This is a genomic window from Novosphingobium sp. BL-S-21 (assembly GCF_055521655.1).
The window spans coordinates 103995-119629 of the sequence record NZ_JBVFVP010000003.1 but is presented as its reverse complement, the minus strand read 5'-3'; the positions used below and the strand labels follow the sequence as shown (position 1 = coordinate 119629).

Genomic DNA, 15635 nt, shown 5'->3' with positions numbered 1-15635 from the left:
TATGGGTGAAAACCAAGGCAAGGAGGATCAGGACCCGCATCGTCAGGCCGGGCGGTGCAACGGACCTGACTGCACATCCCGTTCGTTCATCAAGGCGCACATCATTCCTGCAGGCTTCGCACGAACCCTCCACAGCGAAGGGGGCTATAATCTGCGCGTCGTGGCCGATGGCGCCCGGCGCGCTCGTCACCAACTCGGCGCCTTCGACAAAACAATTCTTTGCGCTCAGTGCGACCGGAAGCTTGGACGCCTTGACGACTATGCGTTGAAATTCACCCAACGCCCGTTTACCGAGGCCCGGATCGGCAGGCTGGAACGGATCGATGGCGTTTCATGCAGCCGTCTCGCGGCGTTCGTCACCTCCGTCATATGGCGCGCGTCCATTTCAAGCCATCCGGATTTCGCTGGGATTGATCTTGGCCCCCATTCGGATCGTGCGCGCGACATAGCGTTTGGCGACAGCCTTTCGGAGTTCCCCGTGATCGCGAACCGGCTCAGCAGCAATCGCCTCGATGTCCGGCATGTCTATGTCCTTCCGAGCCGCCGCCGCTTGAGGGACCTAAACACCTATGTCTTCACAGTCGGCGGCTTCCAGTTCCATCTCATCGCTGATAGTCGCCCCGTCCCCCTTTCCCTGTGGCCGCTGGTGATCAACGGGCAAGCGGATCTCGTCTCGTTCGTGGCGCCGTTCGAAGGGACCGCAGAGTATCGAGACCTGCGACAGGTTGCGCGGGCGGGCAGCAGCAGGACTTCTTGAACGAAGCCGGTAGCCGAGCCACCGACTTCCTCTAATTTGCCCGGTTTGAGCTTAAAGGCTCCGCGATCCGAAGCCCCGGGCTGCCCCCTCGAAGCGGGCAATTGTCGAAGGGCGCCACTTTCTGCAACAAAATGTGTCTCTACCTTCGCACGACCGCACATTGTTCACAAATCGCTAAGCGACCGTGTTGCGTGCAGCATAGCTGGCAGGCGACTGCATCGTTCACCGATTACTGCGTCTGGCGTGGGCTAGCGTTCCAGAGAGGGGCCGGAAGCGTCCCGTCTGAGCCGATACCGGCCGATGACGCCCTGTTCGACTATTTAAGCTCGTTGCCTGGCCCGCTTAAAAGTGTCCGGTTCCTATGAGATTCGGCACGGTCAGAAGCGCAATGCCCCGAATCTTGTCCTGCGATCGACTGTTGGGGCTGATGGGCCCACTAGATAGGCGCCATGGCCGCATTGGGCATGGGCGTAGTCCTGAGGCTCGCCTAGGTTAGGCTATAAAACGCAGGATTCGCACTAACGGAAATCCGCCTTTCTGTGTATCAGGCCGCGCATCAAGGAGAATTGTATGCCCAGCGCCCTATATACCGTCGGCTATGAAGGGGCGGATATCGCCCATTTCCTGCGGACATTGAAGGATTGCGGCATCAAACGCCTGATCGACATCCGCGACGTTCCAGTGTCGCGCAAGCGCGGCTTTTCGAAAACCGCGTTGGCGGACGCTCTGGAAGAACAGGGCATCGCCTACAGCCATCTCAAGGCGTTAGGCGATCCCAAAGCAGGGCGAGAAGCCATGCGCCGTGGGGACTATCCGGGTTTTCTTGAGATCTACACCTCGCATATTGCAACGCCCGAGGGACAGGAAGCCTTGCGCGTAGCAGTTGAGTTGGCCGAAGAGAGCCCATCCATCCTGCTTTGCTATGAGCGTAGCCCGGCACAGTGCCATCGCACAGTGGTGGCAAACGAAATGGTGCGGCTCGCTGCATTCGATGTAAAGAACGTGGGCATCAATCCCTGACGACGCGTAGAAACTGCCGATTAAGATGCGTTAAAGCCCTTAAACGCTACCGACATTCCATGCTAACACTGACCTGACTGCCGGTCACTTCCGGCTTGGAGGGGCCTATGGCAGTTGTCCGTACCGAACGCATACTCATTCTGTGCAAGACCTATCCTTCTCCCAGCGAAAAGCACGCAGAGACATCTTGTGTTGCGGGAATGACGCTATCGGGCGAATTCATTAGACTCTATCCGGTTCCCTTTCGCCTAATCCGCGACAACCAGCAATTCCAAAAGTGGCAATGGATCTCCGCCCAAATCCGTAAAGCCCAGAAGGATCACCGTCCCGAAAGTCACACAATCTCTGTCGATACAATTACTTTGGCCGGCAAGCCGATCAGCACCAAGAACGAATGGGCCGCGCGCCGCAGCGAACTGAGCAAACTCCCACTCTTTTCGGATTTTGCAGCCCTTGAAGCCGCGCGCAGAAGTCAAGGCGGGACCCTGGCCCTACTGCGCCCGACACGGATCAACCGACTCGAAATCACAAAGGCAGATAATCCTGACTGGACCGAGGCAGAGCTCAAAAAGTTGGTCAGCAACCAGATCCAGGGCGGACTCTTCGACGAACACGACGACCGCGAGGTTCGCTTGCTGCGCAAACTTCCGCACAATTTCCACTACCACTACGAATGCGTGGTTGGTGGCGAGACGCGTAGCTATCGCCATAAGATCGCCGATTGGGAAGCTGGAGCCCTATACTGGCACTGCGTCGACAAGTACGGCGACAGTTGGGAGGGGCCTTTCAGGCAAAAGCTCGAAACCGAGCTACCCGCCAAGGATCTGCAGTTCCTGATGGGAACAATTCATCGCTTTCCCGATCAGTGGCTTATCATTAGCATGATCTATCCGCCCAAAATTCCTGCGGACCGCCCTGTTCAATCCGAGATGTTCATATGAGCGAGCAAGGCTGCCGCAAGAGGACCGCCCACACACAGCGCACTACCTTCTAGCATCGGCATATCAGCTCGCAATACCAGCCGCCGGCCGTATGTGTTGCGTAATGAATGAAACGCACGCCCCTGAGATTGGGTCAACGCTGCGCTCGAATGCCATTGCCGATCCACGCTAAAGCGCGTGACGCTTCTCAATCGGCTCAAGAAACATCGTCGCATGACGGCCTACTCGCTAATAACCGAAGTTAACAGCTGCCCAGCGATATCTGCCCGTCTCCACATTCGTCTCGGTTCACGCATCACCCATGGATAACACCTCCACGAACCCGCAGCCCGGCACATGAATGTACAGGCCCGGGGACAGACTGCCTTCGGCATCCAACTCCTTCCCGCCTCCAAGGCAATCGAGGCGAACGATCCGATTTTGGAAATCCGGGCAAATCCTTCGACCGACTGGAGCCGTCACCTGCCACAGCGCCCGACAATTTTGCAATGCTGGATGAACATAAGTGGCCAAGCTGCCTAACAGCGTTCCAGATTCTCTAGTTGACCTGCGTTGCGTCGGGCACGTCATAGACGTTTTGCGAAAACGCCGATGAGAGCCGATGATCAAGTAGGGCGGTAATGATGTCGGCGCAGGTTTCGGCCGTGGGTTGGATGAGTCCCTTCGCGTCGAACTCAAGGTTGAGCTGGTATTGGGAGTGGTGCTTCCGCAGCCGGTTCATAAAAGCTTCGTCTTGATAGTGGCCCTTCTGGCGAATAGCGCAGACACGGCGAAGTTGTATTTTATTAGTCCCAACAAAGGCGACAAGTGGTGCAAGATTAGTAAAAAGATCGGAGAACTTGGGCTCGGCCTGAAGCTCAACAAAGTCATCAGCATGCGCTTGTCGATAATTTACAATCGACTCGAATTTTGCTTTTTCCTTGATCAAAAGCTGATCATTAATAATGAAGAAGTCGATATATTTTGACAAAGTGAATTGTGGGGAATCATCCAGCTCAAGCCCCTCATCCCGGAATAGAACGTCGATATGGTTACCACGCCTGCTCGATCGCCAAGAAACATCGGTCTTACGTACGGCGTGCAACACGTTCGTCCCACTCGTGAGCCTGATCACGTAAAAATCTGTGTTTTGTACATGGCCCAAGTTTTTGACCTTCCGCTCCGGCAATGCGTCTGCTGCAGCCGACACGATCAGATCAGCATGCGTTTCTAGCGTGTCAATGCTAAGAACACTCGCCTCATTGTTTTGAGCCAGAAGACCATAGGGATTAACTTCTTCGATAGCAGCACGCGCGTTAACCACGGCCTCTTTAAGGGCCGCCTCCAACGCGCCTGTAGTAGATATCCACCGCCCGGTAAAAATGGGGGTTCCGCCGCCCATCCCGCCCGACTTCTTAAATAGCCACACAGTGACCCCGGCATTTTCGATGTCGAAGTCCGCAAAATTCTGGGGTATCGGCATGCTAAGCAACATCCTCAGGCTTAATAATTAGAATTTCTTGCAGTGGGCACTGTTTGTAATGTCCTGGAATGAGATGGCCTTTTGAAAGCACGCTCGCTTTGAAGGTATTCTGACCACCGGCAAACCGGTAACTAATGGTATACAGCCTCCACCCCATCGCAATGAGAACCGGGTTGAAGATAATCTGCCCTGCTCGATGCGTTATCCAAAACATCCAGGCAAGAAAAACTAGAAAACCGATGAATTTCCCCGTCTCCTGGTAGTCGATGCTCATAAACGAAACGACGTATGGAAGCGTGTAATTCATCAGATCTGTCGGCACGTACTCAGTTCCAGTCACCTCCACATCTATTGATGGCCGAACAAATCGTAGAGATATTAACGTCACACCAAAACACACGAGAGTCAAAGTAAAGAGACCGATCGCAAATATCGGACTCTTTACTGGAAGCGTGCATGCGTGCCCTCCGATCGGCCAGCACAACCGTCTACCTAGCGCCGAAAAGTCGAAATTCTGGGCTAGCAGGATTAGGCTAAGCGGCAGGTAGGAACCAATAAATACGACAATCGCTGTCAGAAAACGGAATTGCACACTGTCCTCTACCTAAAGCCTGCTTCTGGAATGGATCGTGATGAATCGAAATTAAAATTTCTAGAGGAAATTTCTCAATTAAGTTACGACACTGTGGAGAAGATTGGGTAAGCACCACCGGATAGCGCGCTCCGCTACGAACTATCCTATTACGGGACACAATGATTAAGTTTGCATTGGAGAGATTGGCTGAGGTACCTTGCTTCGCTGCAACCAGTTTCCCGCAAAGGCATGAATGAATGTCTGCTTGGGCACGATCGGCTCTCGAAAGGAGACATTCCGGACTGTCCGACACTGCCGACTTCGGAACGGATCAATTCGAGGGAACGGTGAGTAGGTGCCCAACTGCATCATTCTTTATTCTCCGTCAGCACCTGTCCATTTGCCTGTCGCCATCGAACTGGTATGGTCCCTCGCCGCTTTACGAAAGTCCGGGTGAGGTGATGCCGGGCCTTCAATGGTGAAGTCGCAAGCGAACGAAACCCCAGCGTCGTCTAGCCCAACCAGGTAGCATGTGCACGGTCCACCATCTCAGATTAGCTTAACATCCGGTGCGTGAACCGGGACCACTTCAATTTCCAGGCCGGCATATGAACCGTCGCATGCGGAATGGACGTGGATCAACTTAACGACGCGCTTCCAACGGGGCCGGGCGAGGCATAGGCAAGGCATAAACGGGGCAGTCAGCTGCCCAGCGCAGCGGCGAACGGTATGCTCAGCGCAGTACATCGGCGGCATCTATGTACTGCATACGACTTTTCCCACTGGCCCAGCCGCCGCTCTTTTGAAATGCAGGCTGGCCACGGGCAATTTCTCCGGCATTCCCGCCGAGCGGCTACCAGGGTACAAGGTGAGGAGTAGAAATTGAGATTTGGGATCGCAGGTCGGGCACTGGCATTTTGGGCCCTGACGCTGACCGGATATCCGGCCCTCGCGGCCCCATCACCAACGGATTCGGCTGCCAGAGCGGCGCCAAACGTAAGGCCACCCTTAGTACCAGCGGATTTCATGGTCCCGCATTCAGCCGAGGCAGAGGGCTTCAAGCTTGTTCCGCTCGGTCCGTCTTTGGTGGGCATGGATTTCGACGCCTACATGTCATCCATCGAGCACCTGCAAAAAACCTTCAGCCGCAGTTCCAACTGGCCTCACAAGGGCATCTCGAGCGCCGATGCCCTGCGTGACATGGAAAATGAAGAGGCCCGATTTAAGAACCGCCAATCGTTTGCCTACGCCGTGCTTACGCCGGACGGCAGCGCCGAGCGCGGTTGTGTCTACATCGCGCCGAGCGCCGTAAACGGTTACGATGCCGTTGTCCGGATGTGGGTAACGAAAGCCGACTACGACGCAGGCTTTGACGCGGAGCTTTACAAATGGGTGACCGATTGGATCCAGACGGCTTGGCCGTTCAAAACGGTCGCCTATCCCGGACGCGCCGTCGATTGGGCGACCTGGGATGCCCTGGTCGCCGCGAACAAAGCGGCGTCGAAGACTGAGACACCCTGAAGACTCGAACTGCCGCATAAGATCACGCGCTGGCGATTGGGAAGCATGGCCACCTGTCAGTGAACATCGTGCGACTTTAACCGCACAACCTACTCCCGGTGGCGGCCATCGGCATGCGGTGACCAGGAGCTGTTCGTTGCTTCGGGCTCCAGCCTTTGCCGCCCCGGCCGGGGGCGCCGCTGCTAGAGGCGCCCCCGGCCGGTGCGGTTCGGGAAGGACATCTCGCCGACGCGGTGCAGGAGGTCGCCATGATCGATGACGATCCGGTCGCAGATGACGTGAATCACTACCTCGCCATCATCCAACAAGGGACAGCGCAAGAGCGCGTTTGCACGGGTCATTGCCAGGAACGGCGCCCTTTTCCGCTGTATTGAGCACCAGGGCGTTGGGACTGGGAACGCCGTCCAGGAACAGTTCCAACTGGCCCGTCTCCGCGCGGACGCGGAACAGGCTGGCATTGGAGTTCTGCCAGGCGGACGGGGTGGAAGGTCCCCAGTCCTCAGACCACGCTTGAAATCCGAAATCCGCGTTCCACCCTAGGTCGGTCCTGAGCTGGCTCTCACGATCAAAATCATGCGAAATCAGGCGGCCTGGACTCAAGCGTGCGTCCGTGCGGCGGTACACCTACCAACAACAATGGACCGTCGTGCCTACTGGAAAACCGCCGTTGCGATTGTTGTCCTTGCGAGCGAGAACCAGGCCTACCTTATCGGCCTTGCCTTTCAGGCATCCTCTCCCAAAAGCCTATAAGTCAGCCTTCGTGCCAGCTTTTTTTTGATCGGCAGCATCGGATGCTGCGGAAACACTCAACCAGCTATCTCACTTCGATTTCGTCCTAGTCGTTTCGCAGCGTATAGCGGGTTATCCGCGGCAGCGAGCCACTCCTCGACCGACAATATGCCCGGCCCCACCTCAGCGATCCCGAAACTGGCGGTGACCATCAGCATCTTGTCGCCCGGCAGCGAAATCGGGTGATCTTCAAGCCTCTTGCGAAACCGTTCGACTGCAACATGTGCCGCGTCCACGTTCGTTTCCGGCAGCAGCACGGCAAACTCCTCGCCGCCGAGCCGTCCCAGGATATCCGCATCGCGTTTCAGTTCGGTCACAAGGCGGACAACTTCGCGCAGAACGCAGTCTCCCGCCGCGTGGCCATGTGTGTCGTTTACCGCCTTGAAGTGATCGAGGTCTGCCAGCACCAGCGTACTAGGGCGGCCAAAGCGATGAAATCGGTCGACCTCCACCAGCGCGCGCTCGGCAAAAGCTCGCCTGGTAAGAGCCCCGGTCAAGACATCGCGCTCAGCGATCCGGCGCAGTTCCAGCTGCGTTTCGACGATCCGCGCGAGGCTCTTCAGCATCGTCACTTCGGTTTCGGTGAAGTGTCTCGGCTGCTGGTCGATGGCGCATAGCGCCCCGACGTTATAGCCTTCTGGCGTTGTCAGCGGAATGCCGGCATAACTGCGGATGTTGGGATCCCCGGTCACCAAGGCATTGCCTGCAAAGCGCGCATCGTCGAGAGCGTTCTCGATCAGGAAAGGCTGCGTGTCCTTGATCGTGTGTGAGCAGAACGAAAGGCTGCGCGGCGTCTCGCTGGCATCGAGGCCGGCCCTGGCCTTGAACCACTGGCGATCGGCATCGATGAGTGACACGGCGGCAATGGGGACATTGAGTATCGAGCGGACCAGGGAGACGATGTGCTCGAACGGCTCTTCCGCTTTCGTGTCGAGTATCTCCAGGCGCTGCAGGGCCGCAAGCCGTCCAGGCTCATCCTCGAGGATCGGCACACCCGTCATGCCCTCGTCTCCTTCATCTCCAGGTTTATCCTGGCTTACAAACTAAGGGCATCATTGCCGAGTTCCAGTCCGGATCGGCTGTGTCGTGCTTCGCTGCGGGCCGCTTCAACAAAAGCGCTGCCTTGCACACGGGCTGGACGACCTGCCGGGTAGACGCCGTGCCGCCGCTATGAACGACCCACTGACTGCCGCGATCCTGCATGCCATCGAGCGCGCCCCGCAATGGGCGCGCCGCGACCTGAATGCAAAGACCCTGCCCTTCCGCAGCCCCGCTGAAGAAACCCTGGCGGCCATGATCTCCAGCGCCGTACGCGCTGTTGTCAGTGCCGGCGGGAGAGATGAAGATGGACGGAACGATAGCGAGGGTTGAAGCCGCCTCTTCATGGTGCCGCGATCTTGGCCCAGCATCGCCGCCTCGTTGGAGACGGATCGCGGCATTGGCAAGCCGATTGCAGCCGCCTGCCACGCTCCGGTTGGTGCCCACTCACTTAGTGCTCACAAGGCAAACTGGCTAAATGGAAGCCGGGCGACATCGGCTCAACCGATGCCGCCCTTCCCATCACCCGTTAAGCTTGTCCTTGACCGCCTTGGCGACGGTGAAGGTGAGCTTCTTCGAAGCCTTGATGGTCATGGCTTCACCCGTCGCTGGATTACGGCCTTCACGCTCCGGGCTGTCCTTGACCTTGAACTTGCCGAAACCGTTAAGCGAGACTTCCTCGCCCTTTGCAGCTGCCTCGCCGATCGCCGCAAATACTGCGTCGACGATCTTGCGTGCGTCTGTCTTGGCGATGCCGTGGTCGGCAGCGATGGCGTCGGCGAGATCGCTGTTGTTCATAAAAAGTTCGTCCTGCTGATGTCTGTTCTAGCACCCCGACCCATTCAAAGGCCGGATTGGCGCTGTTCCAACATGGCGCAAGCCCCTCACCGTTCAAAGCCGCACACTTCATCCAAACCTTTGCTCAACGCAGGTTGTCCACAGCCTGTCGTGGAACGGCGATACAGCGCGCCCAATGCCGCTAGCCCCGCCGCTCGCACTCAAGATGGGCCATCAGGGCGTCCAGAACCCGTCGCAGGCCGTCGCTCGATCACCCGATCCCGCGCATCCGCTACAGGCAGCCACGCGCGCCGCCGCTCGCGCATCTCGGGCCGCGCGGCTCGTTCCTCGACGCCCTCAAGCGGAAACACTGTGGGTCGGCTGAGGTCGGCAGGCCTGCGAGCAAGAAGGGGACGCCTGGCGATATGGCGGATCACGCCGCCTTCCTCGAAAGCCTCGGCAGCAGCACGTTCGGCAGCCGTTTCTCCAGCCTCGATCTTCCTTGTCCATGACCCATTTGCCCCCGCGGCGCGATGTTACCAGCAACACCTCGCAGGTGCCGCCAACCAACCGATATGGCAAAGCTCAGACCTGGGTCCGCATCCTGCTTCGCCGGTCCATTCTCGTTTGCCCAGATCGGCGCTGCGGAGCCGATCGTGAGATAATGACGTTCAGTACATCATGGCCGGAGCGAGCGGCCAATAACGTGGAGCAAGATCGTTGACCGAGTGGATAACACAAATGATCGAGGACATGGGTTATCTGGGCATCGCGCTTCTGATGTTCCTGGAAAACGTGTTTCCGCCGCTACCCTCGGAGGTCATCATGCCGATGGCCGGCTTTACGGCAAGCGAGGGCAAGCTCAGCCTCCCCGGCGTACTTATTGCCGGAAAGGCTGGCACTCTTCTCGGCGCCGGCTTCTGGTACGTCGTGGCGCGCACCTTGGGAGACGAAAGGCTGAAACGCTGGGCCTGCAGGCATGGGCGCTGGATCACGTTGTCGCCGAAGCAGATCGACGAGCTCGAACAGCGCTTTGAGCACCACAGCCGCTGGGCGGTCCCGCTTGGCCACCTTATTCCCGGCATTCGGACGCTGATTTCCATTCCGGCGGGGATCTTTCGGATGGACCTCGGCCGCTTCCTGTTTCTCACTGCGCTTGGCGCCAGCGTTTGGACGAGCGCGCTGGGCACTGCCGGATATGTCCTCGGCCGAAAGTTCGATGAAATCGACCGTTACCTGGGTCCGGCGAGCACCGCGATTATGCTCGCGATTCTCATCGCCTACCTCTACCGGATAATCCGGTTTCGAAAGGCCTGAAAGCCACCTAATGAGGTCGTGGTTCCTGTAGCCCGAGCGCGCTGGCGGACCGTTGCCGCGCCCGAATAAAATCCATTCATTGCTCGGTGGTCGCCGCTCCTCTACCGTCCCCTGCCTCCAGGCTCAGATGCTTTTCCAAAGGCTGCGATGCTTTGATTCCTATGCGTAAAAATGTCTGATTTCCAAGATCCACAGGATGGAATAAACCCGTGGCGAGAAGCAAACGCTCCAAAGGGCGGCTGGCACAAATGCGGCGGCGGCGGGTTGTCTTGTCCATGCGTCGCAGTCAAGGAGATTTAGGTGTCGTCATATGAGCAGCCGTCCCTTCTCGCCTCAACAGGCATTTCCGGGCTCGACGCTGTACTGAATGGCGGCCTAACGCCTGAGCGCATGTACCTGGTGGAAGGTACGCCCGGCACTGGAAAGACAACGCTGGGCCTCGGCTTCCTGCTCTCGGGCGCCGCCGTTGGTGAGCTGGGCCTCTATATCACGCTGGCCGAAACCGAAGTCGAACTCCGTGCCGTTGGAAAGTCGCACGGCTGGTCACTCGACCAGTTGCACCTGTTCGAAATGGTTCCAGCGGACGAGTTTGCCGAGGAACATGAGCAGACATTGCTTCATCCTAGCGAGGTCGAGCTGGGCGAAACCGTTCGCAACATCATGGCGAAGGTCGATGAGGTTCGTCCTGCGCGGATCGTACTGGACAGTCTCTCCGAACTGCGTCTGCTTGCTCAAAGTCCGATCCGCTACCGGCGTCAAATTCTGGCCCTCAAGCATTTTTTCTCGACCCGTGCGTGCACCGTTCTGGTGCTCGACGACCGCGGTGCGAGCGGAAGCGATCTGCAGTTGCATAGCATTGCGCACGGCGTCATCTCGCTGGAGCAGACGCTGGCCGGGTTCGGTGGACAGCGGCGGCGGCTCAACGTCGTCAAGATGCGGGGTGTAAAGTTCCGTGGCGGCTACCATGACTTCGAAATCAAGCGCGGCGGTCTTTGCGTTTATCCCCGCCTGGTCGCCGGAGACCATGACACGGTTGACGGCGGGGCGACGATGACGACCGGCTCGCCAGAGCTCGACAGATTGCTCGGCGGTGGGCTCGTGCCCGGTACCGCCACCTTGCTGACGGGGCCCGCTGGTGTCGGCAAGACGACGACCTCAGTGCAATGCATGGTGGCAGCGCTAGAGAGAGGTAGTAAAGCCGCCTATTTCCTGTTCGATGAACGTGTGCCCACGCTAATGACGCGAAGCGCGGCACTCGGCATGGACATTCAGCCCTATCTCGAAAACGGGCAGTTGCTGCTGCAGTCGATTGATCCGGCAGAAATGTCGCCTGGCGAATTCGCCGGATCGGTTCGCGCAGCGGTCGAGGAGCACGGCGCCAGCGTCGTCGTGATCGACAGCCTCAACGCTTATCTCCAGTCAATGCCGAACGAACAGTTCCTCATTTTGCAGATGCATGAAATGCTGAGTTACCTCGGCCAGAAAGGTGTGGTGAGCCTCCTTATCCTTGGCTTGCACGGCGTGACGGGTGATATCCGTTCGGATGTCGATCTGAGTTATCTCTCGGACACCGTCGTCCAGCTACGCTATTTCGAAGCGCACGGCGAAGTCCGCCAGGCGATTTCCGTCATCAAAACGCGGACCGCCAGGCACGAACGGACGATACGCGAGTTTCAGATAGGCAGCAGCGGGTTGCAACTTGGCGAACCGCTCCGGCAATTCCAAGGCGTGCTGACTGGCGTGCCAACCTTCTCGGGCGAGGCAAAGACACTGATGGCAAGCCAGACGGATCCGGACAGTTCGCGGGGATAGGATGAGCCAGCTCGTCCTGATCCTGGCGCCGCGCGGCCGCGATGCGGCGATCGCGGCCAATCTGTTCGCACGCCATTCGATCGCGGCGCAAGTCTGCGCTGATGCGGGCGAGCTTGCTTGTCGGCTGGAGGATGGTGCAGGCGCCGTCCTACTCACCGAGGAAGCGCTCGTAGGACCGAACGCTCACGAAATCGCGCGCTGGGTCGCTGGGCAGGAAAGCTGGTCGGACATTCCCTTCGTGGTACTTGCCAACGGATCGCGGTCGCCCCGGACAGTGGCAGCAGCCGATCGCCTTTCCGAATTGGGCAACGTCGTCCTGCTGGAGCGACCGCTTCACGCCGAGGCTATGCTTGGCGCCATTCGCTCCTCGTTGAAAGCCAGGGCCCGGCAGTTCGAAATACGCGATGCCGCGCGGCTGAGTGCGGCACAAAATCGGGTCCTCGCGCTTGCGGTCGAGGCGGCGCCGCTGAGGACCACTCTGAATGCCATCGTGCTCGAAGTGGAAGCTCTGTCGACATCAGGGGTCCTCGCCTCGATCCTGCTGATGGATGAGGATGGCCGGCACCTGCGCCACGGCGCCGGCCCAAGCCTGCCGGATGCGTATAACGAGGCAATCGACGGCATCGGGATCGGACCTGCCATCGGTTCCTGCGGTACCGCAGTTTACCGTAAGGAACCTGTATTCGTCGCGGATATAGCATCTGACCCGCTTTGGGCGGACTTCCGCGATCTGGCGCTTTCCCACGGCCTTAGGGCTTGCTGGTCTCTCCCGATTGCTTCTGTGGAGGGCGAAACTCTGGGCACGTTTGCGATGTACCACCGCGAGCCGCGCGCGCCCATCGCAGCGGACCTCGCCATTGTCGACTTCGTGGTCCGTACGGCCGGCATCGTCATTGCGCGGGCGCGGACCGAAGATAAACTTCTCGCGAGCGAGGAAAGATATCGGCAGATTGTCGAAGGCGCCGAGGACTTCGCTATCGTGACGCTTGACCCCGAAGGGGTGATTACCGGGTGGAATAGTGGGGCGACGCGGATTATTGGCTTTGCCGTGCAGGAAGCGCTTGGTCGGCGCGGAGACATGTTCTTTACCCCTGAAGACCGGGCAGCCAATGCACCGGCGGATGAGATGAAAAGGGCTGCTGCCCAGGGCCGGGCGGTCAACGAACGCTGGCATGTTCGCAAAGACGGCCAACGGTTCTGGGGATCGGGCCTGACCATGCCGCTCGCCCAACGTGACCGTGGTTTCGTTAAAATCTTCCGCGATCGCACGGCGGAACATGAAGCGGAGGCAGCGCTGCGGGAAAGCGAAGCGCGTCTGCGCTTTTTTGGGACGTTGGAGGAAAGGCTGTTCGGCGCCGCCACGGCGACCGAGGCGATGCGGGCGGCGGCCGAGATGCTGGGACAAAAGATCCACACCTCACGATGCGCCTACGCTGACGTCGATGCTGACAACGACCGTTTCTGGATCCGGAACGATTATACCGCGCCCGGCACGGACAGTTCGGTCGGGACCTATAGCCTCGATCTCTTCGGGCCACGCGCCGCTGCCGACATGCGGCTTGGGCAAACGCTGGTCATCAATAATGTGGCAGATGAGCTCGAGCCCGAGCAGGGTCGCGCGATGTTCCAGTCGATCGATATCGAGGCGATCGTTTGCTGTCCCCTGGTCAAGTACGGCCGGCTGGCTGCGATGATGGCCGTACATCAGGACCGGGCGCGAGAGTGGGCGCCGAACGAGATCGCGTGGATCCGAGAAGTTGCCGAGCGCTGTTGGGCACATGTCGAGCGGGTCGGTGCCGAAGCGCGTCTTCGAGAGAGCGAGGAGCGGCTGCGGCTGGCCGTCGAAAACGCCGAAATCGGTTTCTGGGATGTCGATGTCGTCAATGACCGGCTCATCTGGCCGGCTCGGACCAAGGCCATGTTCGGCATCTCGACCGAAGTCCCCATCACGATGGAAGACTTCTACGCCGGTCTCCATCCCGATGACCGCGCCGCCACGATTGATGCCTATCTGGCAGCCGCCGATCCCTCGGTGCGTGCGCTCTACGATGTCGATTACCGCACTGTCGGCAAAGAAGACGGCGTCGTGCGCTGGGTCGCTGCCAAGGGCCGAGGTATGTTCGATGCCTCGGGCCGATGCGTGCGCGTCGCCGGGACCGCACTCGAGATCACGGCGCGCAAGGAGGCCGAGAACGCACTTCGGGAGCTGAATGCAACGCTTGAGTCCCGCGTTCTGGAAGCTGTTGCGGAACGCGAAGCTGCGCACGATGCCTTACGCCAGAGCCAGAAGATGGAGGCAATGGGCCAACTGACCGGCGGCGTTGCGCACGATTTCAATAATCTGCTCACACCCATCGTCGGCTCCCTCGATATGCTTCAGCGTAGAGGCGTCGGAAACGAGCGTGAGCAGCGTCTGATTGCCGGCGCCGCGCAATCGGCGGAGCGCGCGCGAACGCTGGTGCAGCGTCTTCTCGCGTTTGCCCGGCGACAGCCGCTCCAGTCCGTACCTGTCGATATCCGTGAGCTGATTGCCGGCATGGGCGATCTCGTCGCCAGCACGACCGGGCCGCAAATCAAGGTCGTGGTGGAAGTGGCGGAGGATTTGCCACTTGCCAAGGCCGATCCAAATCAACTTGAGATGGCACTGCTCAATCTGTCCGTGAATGCACGTGATGCAATGCCGGATGGCGGGACGCTGCGGATCTCAGCGATATCCGAACGCATAAGTGCCAGGCATCATTCCAGGCTGCCCCCTGGTGAATATATCCGGATCTCTGTCGCCGACACGGGCATCGGAATGGATGACGCAACGCTCGCTCGTGCAATCGAACCATTCTTTTCGACGAAGGGCGTGGGCAGAGGGACTGGCCTTGGCCTATCCATGGTGCATGGCCTTGCCTCGCAACTCGGCGGCAGCCTTGCCATCAACAGTCGGGTTGGGATCGGCACTAATATAGAGCTGTGGCTTCCAATCAGCACGAAAATTGCCAAAGAACCGTCGGACATCCAACGTCCGGCATTCGAGGCCGAACATCGCGGCGTGGCACTGCTGGTCGATGATGAAGAGCTCGTCCGCATGAGCACGGCAGATATGCTCGCGGACCTTGGTTATGTTATCGTGGAAGCCAATTCCGCAGAGGACGCTTTGGCCGTGCTGGAGTGCGGCCAGTCTGTTGACATTGTGGTTACCGACCACCTTATGCCCGGTATGACAGGGACAGACCTCGCGCGACACTTGCGACTTACCCGACCGGCATTGCCGATCTTGCTCGTATCTGGTTATGCCGAGCTAGAGGGCATAGATGCCAAACTACCTCGATTAACCAAGCCCTTCCGGAAAGATGAACTCGCAGCAACCCTTGCTTTCCTCGTAAAGTAAAACTCAACACCTGCTTGGCGATTGAGTGGCCTCAGTTCGGCATTATGGGGGCACACCAATCAAAAACATTGCAGATTTTCTTAAGAACCAGTCCATACCCGATGCTGACTTGAGGCTCTCTGCAAAGAGGGATCGATTGAATCGCGAATAGCGCCAAGCTCGTCCAGGTAACCGCGCAGACGCCCATCGCCCAGTTCGGCTCTTCGGGCCCGAGCTCCTTTCGCAAGTTCGTCTAGGCGCAGCTGCGC

General features: G+C 58.7%; 14 protein-coding genes. 8 read left to right on the top strand and 6 right to left on the bottom strand.

The window, feature by feature from the left end:
- The first annotated feature begins 1 nt into the window (after position 1).
- From ACZ1J6_RS23090 to ACZ1J6_RS23080, 3 genes are all read left to right on the top strand, one after another.
- Positions 2-757, top strand: coding sequence for a hypothetical protein (locus tag ACZ1J6_RS23090; RefSeq protein ID WP_465128647.1), 756 nt, complete (start codon positions 2-4; stop codon positions 755-757).
- Between the two features lie 570 nt (positions 758-1327).
- The gene (locus ACZ1J6_RS23085) at positions 1328-1777 is read left to right on the top strand and encodes a DUF488 domain-containing protein (RefSeq protein ID WP_465128646.1); all 450 of its coding nucleotides are present in this window, start codon (positions 1328-1330) and stop codon (positions 1775-1777) included.
- A 107-nt stretch (positions 1778-1884) separates the two neighbouring features.
- Positions 1885-2718, top strand: a complete 834-nt coding sequence (locus ACZ1J6_RS23080) for a hypothetical protein (RefSeq protein ID WP_465128645.1) — start codon at positions 1885-1887, stop codon at positions 2716-2718.
- Between the two features lie 538 nt (positions 2719-3256).
- On the opposite strand, the gene ACZ1J6_RS23075 is transcribed toward ACZ1J6_RS23080, so the two are convergent.
- Positions 3257-4180: a Kiwa anti-phage protein KwaB-like domain-containing protein gene (locus ACZ1J6_RS23075; protein WP_465128644.1), complete on the bottom strand. Its 924-nt coding sequence runs from the start codon at positions 4178-4180 to the stop codon at positions 3257-3259.
- A 1-nt stretch (position 4181) separates the two neighbouring features.
- Positions 4182-4454: a hypothetical protein gene (locus ACZ1J6_RS23070; protein WP_465128643.1), complete on the bottom strand. Its 273-nt coding sequence runs from the start codon at positions 4452-4454 to the stop codon at positions 4182-4184.
- Positions 4455-5846: 1392 nt separating this feature from the next.
- Between ACZ1J6_RS23070 and ACZ1J6_RS23065 the strand changes: the two genes are divergently transcribed.
- Positions 5847-6275 (top strand): twin-arginine translocation pathway signal protein, encoded by a 429-nt coding sequence (locus ACZ1J6_RS23065; protein WP_465128642.1) that lies wholly within the window; start codon positions 5847-5849, stop codon positions 6273-6275.
- Between the two features lie 182 nt (positions 6276-6457).
- On the opposite strand, the gene ACZ1J6_RS23060 is transcribed toward ACZ1J6_RS23065, so the two are convergent.
- The gene (locus tag ACZ1J6_RS23060; RefSeq protein ID WP_465128641.1) at positions 6458-6616 is read right to left on the bottom strand and encodes a hypothetical protein; all 159 of its coding nucleotides are present in this window, start codon (positions 6614-6616) and stop codon (positions 6458-6460) included.
- A 465-nt stretch (positions 6617-7081) separates the two neighbouring features.
- Positions 7082-8065: a sensor domain-containing diguanylate cyclase gene (locus ACZ1J6_RS23055; RefSeq protein WP_465128640.1), complete on the bottom strand. Its 984-nt coding sequence runs from the start codon at positions 8063-8065 to the stop codon at positions 7082-7084.
- Positions 8066-8234: 169 nt separating this feature from the next.
- Between ACZ1J6_RS23055 and ACZ1J6_RS23050 the strand changes: the two genes are divergently transcribed.
- Positions 8235-8435: a DUF6771 family protein gene (locus ACZ1J6_RS23050; RefSeq protein ID WP_465128639.1), complete on the top strand. Its 201-nt coding sequence runs from the start codon at positions 8235-8237 to the stop codon at positions 8433-8435.
- 189 nt (positions 8436-8624) lie between these two features.
- On the opposite strand, the gene ACZ1J6_RS23045 is transcribed toward ACZ1J6_RS23050, so the two are convergent.
- Positions 8625-8900 (bottom strand): HU family DNA-binding protein, encoded by a 276-nt coding sequence (locus tag ACZ1J6_RS23045; RefSeq protein WP_132269870.1) that lies wholly within the window; start codon positions 8898-8900, stop codon positions 8625-8627.
- Positions 8901-9620: 720 nt separating this feature from the next.
- Between ACZ1J6_RS23045 and ACZ1J6_RS23040 the strand changes: the two genes are divergently transcribed.
- On the top strand, positions 9621-10196 hold the full coding sequence (locus tag ACZ1J6_RS23040; RefSeq protein ID WP_465128638.1) for a DedA family protein: 576 nt from the start codon (positions 9621-9623) through the stop codon (positions 10194-10196).
- A 76-nt stretch (positions 10197-10272) separates the two neighbouring features.
- On the opposite strand, the gene ACZ1J6_RS23035 is transcribed toward ACZ1J6_RS23040, so the two are convergent.
- Entirely contained in the window at positions 10273-10473 is a 201-nt protein-coding gene (locus ACZ1J6_RS23035; RefSeq protein ID WP_465128637.1) for a hypothetical protein, read from the bottom strand.
- A gap of 23 nt (positions 10474-10496) precedes the next feature.
- Between ACZ1J6_RS23035 and ACZ1J6_RS23030 the strand changes: the two genes are divergently transcribed.
- Both ACZ1J6_RS23030 and ACZ1J6_RS23025 read left to right on the top strand, forming a co-directional pair.
- Entirely contained in the window at positions 10497-12008 is a 1512-nt protein-coding gene (locus ACZ1J6_RS23030; RefSeq protein ID WP_465128636.1) for an ATPase domain-containing protein, read from the top strand.
- 1 nt (position 12009) lies between these two features.
- Entirely contained in the window at positions 12010-15387 is a 3378-nt protein-coding gene (locus tag ACZ1J6_RS23025; RefSeq protein WP_465128635.1) for a PAS domain S-box protein, read from the top strand.
- The last annotated feature ends 248 nt before the right edge of the window (positions 15388-15635 follow it).

What these genes read in the sequence shown, in the direction of transcription:
- ACZ1J6_RS23025 (WP_465128635.1), top strand. Translation starts at nt 12,010, where the DNA reads ATGAGCCAGCTCGTCCTGATCCTGGCGCCGCGCGGCCGCGATGCGGCG.
- ACZ1J6_RS23080 (WP_465128645.1), top strand. Translation starts at nt 1,885, where the DNA reads ATGGCAGTTGTCCGTACCGAACGCATACTCATTCTGTGCAAGACCTAT.
- ACZ1J6_RS23070 (WP_465128643.1), bottom strand. Translation starts at nt 4,454, where the DNA reads ATGAGCATCGACTACCAGGAGACGGGGAAATTCATCGGTTTTCTAGTT.
- ACZ1J6_RS23040 (WP_465128638.1), top strand. Translation starts at nt 9,621, where the DNA reads ATGATCGAGGACATGGGTTATCTGGGCATCGCGCTTCTGATGTTCCTG.
- ACZ1J6_RS23060 (WP_465128641.1), bottom strand. Translation starts at nt 6,616, where the DNA reads ATGACCCGTGCAAACGCGCTCTTGCGCTGTCCCTTGTTGGATGATGGC.
- ACZ1J6_RS23050 (WP_465128639.1), top strand. Translation starts at nt 8,235, where the DNA reads ATGAACGACCCACTGACTGCCGCGATCCTGCATGCCATCGAGCGCGCC.
- ACZ1J6_RS23085 (WP_465128646.1), top strand. Translation starts at nt 1,328, where the DNA reads ATGCCCAGCGCCCTATATACCGTCGGCTATGAAGGGGCGGATATCGCC.
- ACZ1J6_RS23065 (WP_465128642.1), top strand. Translation starts at nt 5,847, where the DNA reads ATGGATTTCGACGCCTACATGTCATCCATCGAGCACCTGCAAAAAACC.
- ACZ1J6_RS23035 (WP_465128637.1), bottom strand. Translation starts at nt 10,473, where the DNA reads ATGGACAAGACAACCCGCCGCCGCCGCATTTGTGCCAGCCGCCCTTTG.
- ACZ1J6_RS23055 (WP_465128640.1), bottom strand. Translation starts at nt 8,065, where the DNA reads ATGACGGGTGTGCCGATCCTCGAGGATGAGCCTGGACGGCTTGCGGCC.
- ACZ1J6_RS23090 (WP_465128647.1), top strand. Translation starts at nt 2, where the DNA reads ATGGGTGAAAACCAAGGCAAGGAGGATCAGGACCCGCATCGTCAGGCC.
- ACZ1J6_RS23075 (WP_465128644.1), bottom strand. Translation starts at nt 4,180, where the DNA reads ATGCCGATACCCCAGAATTTTGCGGACTTCGACATCGAAAATGCCGGG.
- ACZ1J6_RS23045 (WP_132269870.1), bottom strand. Translation starts at nt 8,900, where the DNA reads ATGAACAACAGCGATCTCGCCGACGCCATCGCTGCCGACCACGGCATC.